At 35.6% G+C, this 15255-nt stretch carries 13 protein-coding genes and 1 pseudogene; 3 read left to right on the forward strand and 11 right to left on the reverse strand.

Translation table 11 applies throughout. From position 1 onward, the window contains the following. The first annotated feature begins 168 nt into the window (after positions 1-168). Positions 169-1413: a chloride channel protein gene (locus V7183_RS00405; protein WP_335358362.1), complete on the forward strand. Its 1245-nt coding sequence runs from the start codon at positions 169-171 to the stop codon at positions 1411-1413. Between the two features lie 149 nt (positions 1414-1562). Here V7183_RS00405 and V7183_RS00410 read toward each other — a convergent pair whose 3' ends face one another. Continuing rightward, positions 1563-2303 carry a YjjG family noncanonical pyrimidine nucleotidase gene (locus V7183_RS00410; RefSeq protein ID WP_335358363.1) on the reverse strand — a complete coding sequence of 247 codons (741 nt, stop codon included), beginning with the start codon at positions 2301-2303 and terminating at the stop codon, positions 1563-1565. 123 nt (positions 2304-2426) lie between these two features. Between V7183_RS00410 and V7183_RS00415 the strand changes: the two are divergent. Continuing rightward, positions 2427-2546 (forward strand): annotated as a pseudogene (locus tag V7183_RS00415) (transcriptional regulator YeiL); the annotation flags it as partial. A gap of 92 nt (positions 2547-2638) precedes the next feature. Here V7183_RS00415 and V7183_RS00420 read toward each other — a convergent pair. From V7183_RS00420 to V7183_RS00430, 3 genes are all read right to left on the reverse strand, one after another. Further along, on the reverse strand, positions 2639-3265 hold the full coding sequence (locus V7183_RS00420) for an FMN-dependent NADH-azoreductase (RefSeq protein ID WP_335358364.1): 627 nt from the start codon (positions 3263-3265) through the stop codon (positions 2639-2641). A gap of 192 nt (positions 3266-3457) precedes the next feature. Continuing rightward, positions 3458-4105, reverse strand: a complete 648-nt coding sequence (locus V7183_RS00425) for a response regulator (protein ID WP_098198167.1) — start codon at positions 4103-4105, stop codon at positions 3458-3460. Between the two features lie 20 nt (positions 4106-4125). Beyond that, the gene (locus tag V7183_RS00430; RefSeq protein WP_335358365.1) at positions 4126-5703 is read right to left on the reverse strand and encodes a sensor histidine kinase; all 1578 of its coding nucleotides are present in this window, start codon (positions 5701-5703) and stop codon (positions 4126-4128) included. A 158-nt stretch (positions 5704-5861) separates the two neighbouring features. Here V7183_RS00430 and pdxK point away from each other — a divergent pair, with 158 nt between their 5' ends. Further along, on the forward strand, positions 5862-6686 hold the full coding sequence (pdxK, locus tag V7183_RS00435; RefSeq protein WP_335358366.1) for a pyridoxine/pyridoxal/pyridoxamine kinase: 825 nt from the start codon (positions 5862-5864) through the stop codon (positions 6684-6686). A 251-nt stretch (positions 6687-6937) separates the two neighbouring features. Here the strand turns inward: pdxK and V7183_RS00440 are convergent, their stop codons facing one another. The 7 genes from V7183_RS00440 to V7183_RS00470 form a co-directional block, all read right to left on the reverse strand. Next, the gene (locus tag V7183_RS00440; protein ID WP_335358367.1) at positions 6938-7141 is read right to left on the reverse strand and encodes a YbdD/YjiX family protein; all 204 of its coding nucleotides are present in this window, start codon (positions 7139-7141) and stop codon (positions 6938-6940) included. Beyond that, the gene (cstA, locus tag V7183_RS00445; RefSeq protein ID WP_335358368.1) at positions 7134-9209 is read right to left on the reverse strand and encodes a carbon starvation protein CstA; all 2076 of its coding nucleotides are present in this window, start codon (positions 9207-9209) and stop codon (positions 7134-7136) included. Before cstA ends, V7183_RS00440 begins: the two co-directional genes overlap by 8 nt. A gap of 122 nt (positions 9210-9331) precedes the next feature. After that, on the reverse strand, positions 9332-10048 hold the full coding sequence (locus tag V7183_RS00450; protein WP_097894446.1) for a LytR/AlgR family response regulator transcription factor: 717 nt from the start codon (positions 10046-10048) through the stop codon (positions 9332-9334). Between the two features lie 152 nt (positions 10049-10200). Further along, on the reverse strand, positions 10201-11400 hold the full coding sequence (locus V7183_RS00455) for an MFS transporter (protein ID WP_335358369.1): 1200 nt from the start codon (positions 11398-11400) through the stop codon (positions 10201-10203). A gap of 183 nt (positions 11401-11583) precedes the next feature. Beyond that, positions 11584-12324 (reverse strand): WecB/TagA/CpsF family glycosyltransferase, encoded by a 741-nt coding sequence (locus tag V7183_RS00460; RefSeq protein ID WP_097894448.1) that lies wholly within the window; start codon positions 12322-12324, stop codon positions 11584-11586. A 20-nt stretch (positions 12325-12344) separates the two neighbouring features. After that, positions 12345-13454 (reverse strand): glycosyltransferase, encoded by a 1110-nt coding sequence (locus V7183_RS00465; protein ID WP_335358370.1) that lies wholly within the window; start codon positions 13452-13454, stop codon positions 12345-12347. Between the two features lie 97 nt (positions 13455-13551). After that, complete coding sequence (locus V7183_RS00470; protein ID WP_097894450.1) at positions 13552-15000, reverse strand: O-antigen ligase family protein; 1449 nt, start codon at positions 14998-15000, stop codon at positions 13552-13554. Between the last annotated feature and the right edge of the window lie 255 nt (positions 15001-15255).

The raw sequence follows: 15255 nt of genomic DNA on the forward strand, positions 1-15255 counted from the left end.
CACCTAAAAAGAGGGGGTTATGTCGTTTTTTTAATTGATGTATATATATTTTGAATAAGTCGTTCTCTTAAAAAGATAATATGCATATTGAATTAGTTATCCAATTGTTTTCGTATCAGAATCTCTAACTTTTTCATAATAGAATATAACATAAAGGAGACATAAAAAATGACTATTAGAAGAGGCATGCACTCTTTACTTATCATGTACGGTATCTTTCTAGGTGCTATAGTTGGGGCTACAGTCTGGTTATTTTTAGTTACCACAAACGCTGGAATTCAGCTTATTTGGGGGTATTTACCGAAAGAATTTTCATTACCACCGTATTACACAATTTTTGTAACAACAATTGGTGGTATTCTTGTCGGACTGACACAAAAGTACTTTGGTACATACCCGCGTTTAATGCCAGAGGTAATGGGTGAATATAAGAAAACAGGTAGAATTGAGTATAGTTTTGTACATAAATCTACGTTAACAGCGATTATTGTTTTAATATTTGGTGCAAGTTTAGGACCGGAAGCAGCACTTGTTGGAATTATCGGTGGACTTTGTACATGGGTTGGAGATCGTTTTCATTTCGCTTTAAAAGGAATGAAGGGACTAACGGAAATTGGAATTGGCGCTACTTTAAGTGTTATTTTTAATGCACCATTATTCGGTTATTTAGCTCCCAGTGAAAATGAGAATAAATCAATTAACGAAATTTCTAAAGGAAAAAAGACTATTGTATATCTCGCTACTACTTTTGCTGGTTTTTCTGTTTATTTATTGCTTAGTAAGTTTGATAATCGAGGATCTTTTATTGTTGATTTTGGGAAAGGGTCTTTCTCACTCCATGAATGGCTTGCATTTTTACCTCTAATTTGTATAGGAGCTGGTGTAGGCTATTTTTATTTCAAGGTAGAACATATGCTAGAAAAAATAGTTCATCCTTTTCAAGAATATAAAGTAACGTTAGGAGTTATAGGTGGCATTCTTTTAGGGATTGCAGGAACTTTACTGCCTTATACAATGTTTTCAGGAGAACACCAATTAAAAGACTTAGTCCATGAGTGGACAGAATTATCATTTTGGATGTTGCTTCTTTCAGGAGTTTTAAAGTTATGTGTAACGGCAGTTTGTTTAAGTACAGGTTGGCGTGGCGGACATATTTTCCCAATTGTATTTGCTGGTGCAAGTATTGGATATGCTGTGGCTACTGTCATACCGTCGTTAGATCCAGTTGCTTCTGTAGCTATTGTAACGACAGCCATTTCAAGCTATGCAGTACGAAAACCAATCGCTATTACATTATTATTACTTATGTTCTTCCCAATTAATTTATTGTTACCAATGATTGGAGCTGCAATGATTGGTAATCTATTTCCACTCCCTAATCATAATGAGAATAAACAAGAGGGACTAGTGTAAAGACAAACGAATAAATGACTCAAAAAGCAGTACCACCGCTATAAAAGTGTTGGTACTGCTCTTTGAGTCAGGATTGTTTTATTAATGAAAAGGAAACAGAAACTTCGTGCTGTGCCCGACCAACATTCATTCCCTTCCTACCACCTGGACTATGCCCTGCACATGCTTGAGGAAGGAGACTTCTGTTGGAGTACTGTTAAAATTTCATATAGCTCATCAAAAGTTTGGATTTCATAAGTCGGAACTATCCCGCTATCGTTTAACTTTTTTTCAGGATTAAACCAGCAAGTATCTAGCCCCGCTAACTGCCCTCCTTTAATATCCGCACTTAGCGAATCTCCAATAATGAGTCCTTCCTCTACGGAAAAATTAGGTATTCGTTCAAAGACATAATCAAAATACTCTTTCATGGGCTTTTGAAAACCTGTATCCTCTGAAACGAAAATACCTTTAAAGAGTGAATGTAATCCCGAATTACGCAGACGTTTATCTTGCGTTTGGGAAACACCATTTGTCACAATATATAAATCATATTGGGTTTGAATATTTTGTATGAATTCAAACGCCCCATGAATAAGCTGGTTTCCTTCTTCTAAATAACTACGATAACTTTTTTCGAATAAAGGCCCATCAACTTCTTGACCATATTCCTGAAATAAAATTAAAAATCGAGTATTCACTACTTCAGCACGGTCTATTTCTCCTTCTTCAAAAGATTTCCAAAGACCGTTATTTATTTTTTTATAATGGGCTTCAATTTCAGTAGTTAAAGGTATATTTTTCTCCTCAAAAAGCATATGTAATGCTTTTTTCTCAGCTTTCTTAAAATCTAATAATGTGTCATCTACATCAAATAACAATGTTTTATACTTTCTCTTTAATTTTGTCATAATCCCCTTCACATTCTTCCTCTCTTCTACCAAAAACTAGTTTAATTTACTTTCACATAAATCGTATCATTCTTTCTTGTAAAAATAATAGGAGATATCTCATACTAAATACGAAGTGAAAAAATGAACATCGAAAAAAATAGAGAAGAAATTTACAATTATGTACAAGCTTACGACTTCTAAACACTCTTTTCCTTTGATGTTTTACCGTATATAGAACTTCACTCCTTTCAAAAGAAAGAAACTAGCTGACGAGCTTACAAGATAATAAAAAGCAGTATTAACATTTTATTAACGTTAATACTGCTTTCTTTGAGTAAAAATTATGCTTTTAATTAAAATTTGCTTGCTACTTTAACAGCTTCTTCAAGACCTGCTGCAATAATCTCTTCCGCTTTATCTGGGAATTGATTGTGACCTTCAATTACTACTGTCTCTATATCTTTTGCACCGAAGAAGCCCATCATGCTTGCTACATATTTAACAGCCATTTCTACTTCAGCTGCCGGTCCTTCAGAGTATACACCACCACGTGCATTTAATAAGGCAATTTTCTTATCTCCAATAAGGCCTACTGGACCTTCTGGCGTATATTTAAATGTTTTACCAGCACGGTTTAAGTAATCGATATATGTGTGAAGTACAGCTGGAATTGTTAAATTCCATAATGGGAAACCAAATACAACTTTATCAGCTGCAAGGAATTGATCTAAATATTTATCAGCAACAGCTACCGCTCTTGCTTCTTCTGCTGTTAAATCAAATCCTCTACTAGCCTTAAAGGTGCCGTTAATCATATCTACTCCTACATATGGTAATTCTTCATTGTATAAATCAAGTTCTACCACTGCATCATTTGGATGTGATTCTTTGTAGCTTGCTAAAAATGCCTCATATAATTTCACACTAACTGCTTGATCCGCTGGACGGTTGTTAGCTTTTACAAATAACACTGTTGTCATGCTTTTTCCTCCTGTTACTCACTCTTACGTTGTTTATTATTTACTCGCTAAAAAGGGACCATCCCTTGTAATTATTGTTGCTTACAAATATATTTTATCCTCTCATTTCAACAATTTCTTCCTCACATAGACGTATCTTTTCATAAAAAAAGTCTACCTTCTAAAGGCGAACTTAGTCCTAAGACTTTTGTCTTATACAATTCCATTTTTCACTGCATATAAAGCCGCTTGCGTACGATCGGATAAATTTAATTTACTTAAAATACTACTTACATGAGCCTTTACTGTTTTTTCTGTAATGACTAAAACAGAAGCAATTTCCTTATTACTCATCCCTTTTGCCAAGAGTTGCAGTACTTCATTTTCCCTCGCAGTTAGTACATCTATATGAATATTTGACGTTTCCACTTTCTCTTCTTGAGGTAATGTTTGGGAAAGAAGCGCATTTGCTATATCGGGATGGAGTTGAATATTTCCTTTGTATGCACTGCGAATCGCTTCGACAAGTTGATCTGGTTCCACATCTTTTAAAATATATCCACTCGCCCCTGCTTTTAATGCTGGTAACACATGAGCTTGATCGGAAAAACTAGTTAATACAAGTACTGTCACATGTGGATATTTCTTTTTAATATACGTTGTTGCTTCTATACCATCCATCTCTGGCATATATAAATCCATTAATACTACATCTGGTTGAGTCTCGCCTACTTTCGTTAATGCTTCTTTCCCATTATTTGCTTCTCCTACTAGCTCCAAATCTTCTTGTGTGCTTAAAAAAAACGCTAACCCTTTTAAAACAACCGTATGATCATCAACTAATAATACTTTTATTCTCACAAGTTTCCCTCATTTTCACATCATAATGGCACGATAACTTTTATACTTGTCCGTTTCTTTTCACTTACAACCTTAATATATCCCCCTATTAACTCTGCTCGTTCACGCATTGTTGTCATACCGAGCGATTTCTTCTCTCTTACATTTTCTTCTATAAAGCCAATGCCGTGATCAACTACCTCTAAGGATACATCCTTCTCTGTTACCTTGAAATAAATTGTCGCTTCCCTTACACCAGCATGTTTACTTATATTATTTAATGCTTCTTGCCCAATACGCCATAAAGTTTCTTCTACTACACGTGGTAAGTCACGTACACCTTTGACCTGCTCGCGAATGTTCAATCCTAAGTTTTCACCATACTGCTTTAAAGCTGGTAGCAATCCCTTTTCTAACCCCGCCGGACGAAGCTGCCAAATAAGCGCCCGCATTTCTTTTAAAGCACCTTGCGCTAATTCCCTCATCTCATGAAGAGATTGATCAACCTTTTCATTTTGTCCCTTCAAAACAGCTTCTGCGCCCTTCGTCATGAATGTTAATGAAAATAGTTTTTGTGAAACTGAATCATGCAGATCTCTTGCTAAACGATTACGTTCTTCCATTCGGACAAGCTCACGGCGCTGCTGATTTAATCTTAAATTCTCAATCATTAATGAAATATGATTCGTTAACGCTTGTACGATATCTATCGTATTTGTATCAAAATCGCCTTGATTTGAGCACACACATAAAACGCCAAACATATGATTTCGAATATGTATTGGAGCAGCAATAATAGAGCCATTCGGATGAACAATATTTCCCATCTGTCTTTTCAATAAGACAGGTCGGTCCTTTTCTATCGCTTCTTTTGCCGCTCCTTCTAAACCTACATCCTCTTGTAATGTATGCTTCTTATAGAAAGCTCTTATGGATAATTTCTTTTCTTCCTGAATCAAAAAGGTGACTTGTTCCCACAGAAATACATCTCCTACTTGTTTTACGACTTCCTCTGGTAATGTATTTAATTTATGAATCGTTCTCAGTGCCTGGATAAAACGCTCTAGTTTTACATAATAATGAGCTCGTCTCTTTTCACTTTCATATAATTTCGTTCGTTTTAAAGCCGTTCCAATTTGCAATGCAACCGATTGTAGTAACACAAGTTCTTCTTCAGAGAAATGCGTTTTTCCTGGGCTTGCTACATTTAGTACTCCAAATTCTTCTCCGCCAGCCTTTAACGGAACTGTTGCATGATGAAGAATTCCTTCTGTATCACCCCAATTATTTTCAATCGCATTATTAATTCGTTTACATTCAATAATATTAACTGCTCGCTCTAATTTTCCTTCTACAAAGCGGCGCAAACACCAACATTCTCCTTCACACATTGGCTTTTTATTTTGAAAGGTAAGCGCTGCTGGCAAATGATAATCAATTAATTTTGTATATCTGCCATTTTCATCAGCAAGAAAGATCCACCCTGTCGTTAACCCCGTTATATGTAATAACTTTTCTAATACAGCCTGTAGAACATGATACGTATCATTTGATGTATTTAATGTTTCTGCAATCTCTTTCAATATCACTAATTCAGTTGTACGATTCTCTTGAAACATAATGTGTCTCCTACATACAATATTTATATTTCTTATTGTAACAAATTCAATATCCTTTCAACCAAACTATCTACTTTTTCACTTTGTACTTATTCATAACATTGATATAATGATTAAAAATGTAGTTTTCATTATATGACCTAAAGGGGGCTTTCACAATGACATTAAATAAAGCACTTACAATCGCTGGATCTGACACAAGTGGCGGTGCTGGGATACAAGCGGATTTAAAAACATTCCAAGAACTTGGTGTATACGGAATGACATCTCTTACGACAATCGTAACAATGGACCCACATAATAACTGGGCACATAACGTATTTCCTATCCCTGCTTCTACCCTAAAACCACAATTAGAAACAACAATTGAAGGTGTTGGCGTAGATGCTTTAAAAACAGGTATGCTTGGGTCTGTTGAAATCATTGAGATGGTTGCAGAAACAATTGAAAAGCACAATCTACAAAACGTAGTAGTAGACCCAGTTATGGTTTGTAAAGGGGCAGATGAAGCATTGCATCCTGAAACAAATGACTGCTTACGCGATGTACTTGTCCCAAAAGCATTAGTCGTAACACCAAACTTATTTGAAGCATATCAGCTAAGTGGTGTCAAAATTAATTCTCTTGAAGACATGAAAGAAGCTGCTAAGAAAATCCATGCTTTAGGTGCAAAATATGTACTAATTAAAGGTGGTAGCAAACTAGGTACAGAAACTGCAATCGATGTATTGTACGATGGAGAAACATTTGATCTTTTAGAATCAGATAAAATCGATACAACGAATACACATGGTGCAGGTTGTACATACTCTGCCGCAATTACAGCTGAACTTGCAAAAGGTAAACCTGTAAAAGAAGCAGTAAAAACTGCAAAAGATTTCATCACTGCAGCAATCCGTCATTCATTCAAAATTAACGAATATGTAGGACCAACACATCACGGTGCATATCGTAAATTTGCTGTTGGAAAAGAACTTGTATAAGAAATAAAAAAATCAAGCTATCCGTGGATAGCTTGATTTTTTTATGATGCTCAACTTACCTTCTTCCATTTCTTTTTCAATCGTATACTCATTGGCCGATTGAATAAAATATTCTACCTACCTTTTTCTTTTCAAACTACTTCTTTCCTTATCTCATTGTATGTAAAATCCCTATCATTCCAAAAGCTTTTATATTTTGTTGTTCCACGTGGAACAAAGGAAACAAAAAAGGGCGAAAACTCGCCCTTTCATCAACAACATCGTGATATTTTCCCGCCTTTTGCATTAAATCTAGCTTCTTGTGCTTCAGCGAAGAATTCTTTCCGACATAAAACTTGCTCTTCAGGATGGTATAATTTCATATGATTCACATATGTTTCATAGCTTGGAACTCCAACAAGCAAACTAATAAATTGCTTTCGTGTTTTCCATACCTTTCCTAATTTTTTAAGCATAATTTCTCGACTCACTTTCATCTCTTGAAATGTATGGCGCTTCTTTTAATGGCATTGCCTTATTTTGCAACACTTGAATCCAAATACGAATAGCAGAAATCAGAACTGCAATAACAACTAACATGAAAACCCCACAAAGTGCAGCATCAATATAATCATTTAAGATAATTTGTTTCATCTGTGCTACGTTTTTAGCTGGCGCTAACACCTTCCCGTTGTCTAAGGAAGTTTGAAATATCTTTGCATGTGATAAAAATCCAATTTTCGGATTCTCATGAAATAGTTTTTGATAACCTGCTGTCATCGTGACAATAAGCAATCCTACTGTTGGAATAAGCGTCACCCAAACATATGCCTTTTTCCCCATTTTGAACAAAATTGTTGTTCCAAGTAATAAGGCAATTCCCGCTAACATTTGGTTGGCAATTCCAAAGAGCGGCCACAACGTATTAATCCCGCCAAGCGGATCAACTACGCCTTGATATAGGAAATATCCCCATCCTAATACACATAGTGTCGTTGCAATTACATTCGCTAATGTAGAATCTGTTTTTGCAAACGGCTTATACACATGCCCTAAAATATCTTGAATCATAAATCGACCTACACGTGTACCAGCATCAATTGTTGTTAAAATAAATAATGCTTCAAATAAAATAGCAAAATGATACCAAAATGCCATCATCGCTGTTCCACCTAAAACTTGTGAAAAAATATAAGACATCCCTATCGCTAACGTTGGTGCACCACCTGTTCTGGATAATATCGTTTGTTCACCAACATTGACAGCAATTTCTTTTAATTCATTCGGGGTAACTGTAAATCCCCACGAAGATATTACTTGAGCAGCTTGGGATACATCAGTACCAATAAGAGCTGCTGGACTGTTAATAGCGAAATAAGTTCCTGGTGTTAATACACACGCTGCAATCATTGCCATTGCCGCAACGAAAGATTCCATTAACATCGCTCCATAGCCAATCGGCTGTGCATGTCCTTCCCGTTCAATCATCTTTGGTGTAGTACCTGAAGAGACTAAAGCATGGAATCCTGATACAGCACCACAGGCAATTGTAATAAATAAAAACGGGAATAAATTACCAGAAAATACTGGCCCCGTTCCATCAATGAACCGAGATACAGCTGGCATTTTCAACTCTGGTGCTACAATTAAAATCCCAATTGCAAGCCCAACAATTGTACCAACCTTTAAAAATGTGCTTAAGTAATCACGTGGAGCAAGAAGCATCCAAACTGGTAATGCAGATGCAATAAAGCCATATACGATAAGCATAATAGCAATCGTTTCTCCGCTAAAAGTAAACATACTTGCAAGTGTTGGATTTTCGGCTACGTACTGCCCGCCCACAAGGGATAAAATAAGTAAAATAATACCGATAACTGATCCCTCACCAACTCGGCCCGGACGAATGTAACGCATATAAACTCCCATTAAAATAGCAATTGGAATAGTTGCTGCGATTGTAAACATTCCCCATGGACTTCCAACAAGCGCTTTTACAACTACTAAAGCTAATACCGCTAATAAAATAATCATAATACCTAAAATACCTATCATCGCGATTAATCCTGTGACAGGACCAATTTCATCCTTAATCATTTCACCTAATGATTTTCCATTCCGTCTCATTGAAGCGAACAAAATAACAAAATCTTGTACAGCACCCGCAATGACAACACCAACAATAATCCAAATCGTTCCTGGTAAGTATCCCATCTGCGCCGCCAAAATTGGACCTACTAATGGACCAGCACCAGCAATTGCTGCAAAGTGATGACCGAATAATACCCATTTATTTGTTGGAACGTAATCTTTCCCATCATTTAACGTCTCAGCAGGTGTCTGCCGATTATTATCTAGTTCAAATACTTTTCTTGCAATAAATCTACTATAAAAGCGATACGCAACTGCATATATAGAAACAGCCGCTACTAATAGCCATACAGCATTAATCGTTTCACCTTGTGATAAGGCAAGCATACCAAATCCGGCCGCTCCTAATGCTACAATAACACCCCAAAGTAAAATTGACTTAAATGCCCTCACATACAATCCCCCCTATATTATTTCTTAGAAGAAATTGTACTAAAATTTCTGAATATTTAACTTAAATCCTCCTTATCATGAAGGATTCCTATATTATCATGTTGATATTCTTTCACAACTTGTCATAGTTCAATTTTATTTCGAAGTCGTTTTACATAATTCCGGCTAACAGGAATTGGTTGTTCGTTATATCTTTCTAAATAAAGGTTATATGTCCCGTTGTAATAAGGTTTTAGTTCCTGTACATATGTGGCATTGATTAAATAACTCTTATGAACACGCAAAAAGTCATATGCTGTTAATTTATTTTCCAATTCTTGAAGTGTATATGTTGAAATATACTGATTATTTGTTGTATAAATTGAGACCGTTTTATTTTCTTTATTCTTACTTACATATACAATATCTTCCGGAAAAATGTATGTAATTCCTTCGTAGCTTTCAATCGGAAGTTTACGTAAATGGCTTCTTGTTTTCTTTCCTATCTCTTGCTCCATTCTATATAAGAGAAATTGTAAATCTTCTTCGCGAAATGGTCGCAATAAGTAATAAAATGCTTGAAATCGGAAGGCTGTAATTGCTCCTTCTACATCCTCACCAATAAAGGCCAATTTTGCATAACAACTTAATTGTTGTAATAAGCTAGAAAATTCAAATCCCGTACCATCTGTTAGTTGCGTATCTAAAAAAACGAAATCCGGCGTATGCTTTTTCGCTATTTGTAAAGATTCCATTCCAGTTCGCGCTTCAAAGCATTCTACATTCCGCATATTTTCCGTAAATGTCTTAATTAATCTATTTCTATGTTCTACCTCTTCCATGATAAGTAAAATTTTCATTTGCCTAACCACCTAATTGTTTTGACCATATGTCTTGTTGTATACATTCGCTTTAGTAGGAAATAATCCCTTTTTCTAACCGTATTTTCTATTTACTATACCATCATTCCATTTAAAAATAACAAAAAAGGAAGCCATTTTGGCTCCCTTTCTTATACTAACTCTTGCTGCTTCGTTTCTTGACCGAGTATAACCACTGCAAATGCTCCAACTAAAATGGACGCACAAAAGATTGTAAAGATCAGCGAAAGAGAAGCCTGTGAAGCAACTAGATAACCTACCAATAACGGTCCAAGGATACCGCCGATACGCCCAAATGCAGCTGCCATGCCTGCTCCTGTACCACGAATTACTGTTGGATACTGCTCAGGCGTATATGCATATAATGCACCCCACGCCCCTAAATTAAAGAAGGATAAGAACATTCCTGCTATCACTAATATCGTCAATGACTCGGCTATCCCAAATATGTAAGCACTGCATGCTGTACCAATTAAATACGTAACTAATACAAACTTACGACCAAGGTGTTCAATAAACCAAGCTGCAGTAAAATACCCCGGGAGCTGTGCCAATGTCATAATTAACACGTACTGAAAACTCTTGATTAGACTAAATCCTTTCAATACCATTACACTTGGCAGCCAAAGAAACATGCCATAATAAGAAAAGACCACACAGAACCATAAAACCCATAACATAACTGTCGCTTTACGATATTCTCCAGACCAAACCGCCTTTATATTTGTAATAACAGACTGTCTTTTTTCAACCTTTTTGAATCTTGGTGAATCCGGTAAATTCCATCTTAAATAAAGAGCATAAATAGCTGGAATTGCACTTAATACCATCGCTACTTGCCAGCCATACTTTGGAATAACAAAATAAGAAATAAGGGCTGCAATTAACCAGCCACCCGCCCAAAAACTTTCTAACAAGACAACAATTTTCCCACGTTCATGTGCCTCAACACTTTCAGATACAAGCGTAGATGCAACTGGTAATTCTCCTCCAAGCCCCATTCCAATTAAAAAGCGCAAGAGAAGAAACACGGCTAACGTTGTTGATAAGGCTGTTAAACCACTACCGATAGAAAACAATAATAAAGTTATAATAAAGACCGATTTTCGCCCTAGTCTATCTGCTAATATACCAAATAAAAGCGCCCCCACTGCCATCCCGACGGAATTGATACTGCCAATCCACCCCATCTCCTGGCTACTTAAGCCCCATTCCTTTTGCAGTGCAACGATGACGAATGAAAGCATCCCAACATCCATTGCATCAAATAGCCAGCCAAGTCCCGCTATTCCAAGAAGTTTTCTCTTTGAAATTTCTTTTACCTTCCCCACTGGAAGCCCTCCTTACACAGGTGTCTTTACACATCATTTTACACGTGTGTATTACATAAGTAAAATGATTTTATCGCGATACTGAGTATAAAGTTTACCTTTAATTTTCCCATAAGGTGATGCTACCATTAGTGAGAAATACTGTATGAATGTTTATCAAATAAAAAAAGTAGCGAGGTTTCGCTACTTTTTCGAACGCATTACTTCTTTTAAAAACTCAGCTAGTACAAGCTGACGACGCCAACGAGTAGGGTTACTACATAAGCGATAAAACCACTCTAAATGAATTGCTTGAATCCATTTTGGTGCACGCTTTACCTCACCAGCCCAAACATCCAAACTACCACCTACACCGACAGCCATCTTCGTTTGCAGACGATGCTTATTATTTTGAATAAAGTTTTCTTGTCTTGGGAAGCCAAGAGCAACAAGTAATAGATCAGGCTTTGCTTCTTGAATACGAGAAATAATATTCTCTTCCTCTTCTTGTTTAAAATACCCGTCCTGCATGCCAACAATGGATACAGCTGAATATGTTTTTGTTAAATGATCTGCAGCCCCTTTCACAACATGTGGCTTCGCACCTAGTAAGAAAACAGATACAGATTTATTCTCTTTCGATAACGCCGCGAATAAATCACTCATCAAATCAAAGCCTGCTACACGCTCTTTTAACGGCGTTCCTAGCATACCACTAGCTTTTACAACACCAATACCATCTGGTGTAATGATATCTGATTTCAAAAGTGTTTGATGAAAACTTGGATCCTTTTTCGCACACATTACAATTTCGGGATTTGCTGTTACAATTTGAAATGTATGAGTTTGTTCTGTTTCTAGCTGCTTCATAAGATATTGGATTGTCTCTTCCATCGTCATCGTAGAGAAAGGGACACCTAAAATATCAACTGTTTGTACTGCCATAATTACAATCCTCTCTATTATTAAAGGTTTTTCGCTATTAATTGTCTGTACGTTTCTTTTGTATCTTCATATAGCTTGTGTAATGAGAAATTCGCTACAGCATGATCATAAATATGCTTCCCTATTACACCTAGCTCTCCTGTTTTCCACTTTTTATACGCTTCTTCTAAAGCGCCAGCCAACGCCTTCCCATCTCCAACTGGAACAATCCAGCCATACGTTTCATCTACAATTAACGGCTCGATTTCTCCCGCTCTTGTTACAATAGATGGCACACGCTGATCCGCCGCTTCTAATAAAACCAATGGGAAGCCTTCACTATGAGATGTTAATAAATTAATATGAGACGATGCAAATAATTGTTTCACATCTTGACGATGTCCTAAAAACTCAACCTTATCCTCAATTCCCTTTTCCGCAGCTAACGCCTTTAGTTCTTTCTCTAATGGACCATCGCCTACCAATAATACTTTAATTTTTGTCAATTCCGTCTGTTGTAATGCATCAAACAATACTTCATGACCTTTAACAGGATGAAGGCGCGCAACTTGAATTGCCGTAAACACATCCTCATCAATGTTAAACATTTCTTTTTTATTATAACCTTGTGCTTTTTCCTTGTCATATTCAATTCCATTATAAATAACGTGCATCTTTTCGCTTGAAATGCCTAATTGTGCTAGACTCGCTTTTAATCGATTTGTTACAACAAAGAATAAATCTATATTTTTGAAAGCCTTTAAATTTAATTTCGTAAAAATCCAGCCTTTTAAACCTTGCTTTGTGAAGTCTTGAAATGGATCACTATGAATTGTCGTAACCCACTTTGCAGCAATCTTCTTTTTCATAAGAGAAACATAAAAGTTTGCTCTAGGTCCATGCGTGTGAACAACATCAAACTTTTCCTTATTAATGAATTCACTTATATTCTTCAAAATGGATAAATCGTAGCGAGATTTTTGTGAAAACACATGAACTTTAATCCCTAGCTCTCTTGCTTCCCTCGCAACAATTCCTTCTTCAAATACCGCCAGTTCTACTTCATCGGTTGGGAACTGATCGAGAAGTGAAATAATATGTGTCTTTCCTCCTCCATCTTCTGCTCCTGCATTCATATGCAATATCTTCATACTTTTTTCCTCCTTTAAATCCTCGCCACATTTCCATCTACCTTTTATTTTACTGTACTAAAAAATAAAAGCTAACAAAAGTTAGCTTTTATTTTTATCATTCAATTTCTAGATCTACAATTAGATAAGCTAACACCACTATAAAGTAAATTCCAACCCCTGGTGCTGTTAAAATATGTCCTGCAGTATATGCAATGCCTAATGCTAAAGCTAGGCTCGCCGCAAGCATTCCATATTTTATATTAAATATGTCTTTAAATCTTGTAATAAATGCTAGTAAAATCTTTAAGCCATAATAGATGAACGGAATCATCATCAATATAAAGCCGATAATTCCAAAATCATAAAACCAATCATGGAAGTCCATTTCAATTAGCTTTGGATCTGGCTGTTTTTGTGCATTGTATTTATAGTTACCCGCATAACCCATTCCTAACAGTTTTTGTGACATTGGCGCTTCTTTAAAGAACTGCTTATGTCTTTCTGCATATACTTGACGTCCACTGAATATAAGATTTTCTTGATTTTCTTTCTTTTGCTCTTTCTCAAGTTCTTTCTTAACCTCAGCTTCAATTTTTGCCTTTTCTTCTGGCTTTCCTTTTTTATGTTGTTGCTCTTCTTTTAACTTTTCTTTAATTTCTTTTTCTTTTTGTTGTTGCTGTGCTGCATTTTGCTCAGCTAAATAACCAGTATGAATACCCATATTTTGCGCCAATGGTGTCTTTTTAAACGTTCCAACAACACCAGCTAATAGGATGATGGCAATTACTCCGTTAAGCAAAAGAACCTTCTTGTTCGGATTTCTTCTATCAAATAATAATTGAAGTAGAATAATAACAATTGCCACACCTAAAGTTGCACCAATTGAACCCATTCCTACTTTCGTACCAACTTGAATTAAAGAATAAATCATTAACAAAGATGGAATCCAGTATAAAATGCTAGTAATACCTTTTGTTTTCTGAATAGAGTATAGTACTACAATCGGGAAGATAATCGCTAAAATTGATCCTAACTCATTCCCAGCATAGAACCAACCACGAGAACCGACCTTCATCCATTGGTAACTACCAAGGTCTGTAGATGTTGCAATAGAAACAACCATAACAATATTAATAATTAATGAAGAATACACAATACTGTTTCTAACTTTATCACCAATATTTGTCATCTTCTTTAATGATTTTAAAGCTAAAATGTATGAACCCAACATAATATATATATACACTGCTTTTCCAAAGAATTTAACTTCTTCACCCATTATAATTGGACTCTTGTTAAGTTTATTATTAATAAATCCAAGACATAGTACTACTCCTAGTACTACTAGATAAATCAAAAACTTTCTATTTTCTTTTTCCCTTGCTTGTAACAAGATATAAACACCACAGATTGCCATAACAAGAAATCTTACCATTATTCCAAATGTCGCATTTATTTTTAATACCATAATACTAAGCGACGTTAATAAATCTAAAACAGGCTGTAAAATAATAAAAAAGAGCAAAAATTGCTCAAACCTAATCCTAGCTTGATTTGCCAACATTCTTAGACCTCCATAAAAATCATTACATTATCATGTAAACATTGTTTATATCATTTAAAATACACCTAGCAATTATAACATAACTCATATTTAATTTGAGAAATATTTTTATACAAGCATGAATCACAGAGTTTTCTCCAAATATGATAAAGATATTATCTCCTTACGTTCATTAAATTGTGAGATGAGATTACTACTACCCTCAAATCTCAGGATAAATCCCCAATTTTAACCATAATATAAAGTGAAACTTTA

The organism is Bacillus sp. JJ1127, assembly GCF_036965845.1.
GTDB lineage: Bacteria > Bacillota > Bacilli > Bacillales > Bacillaceae_G > Bacillus_A.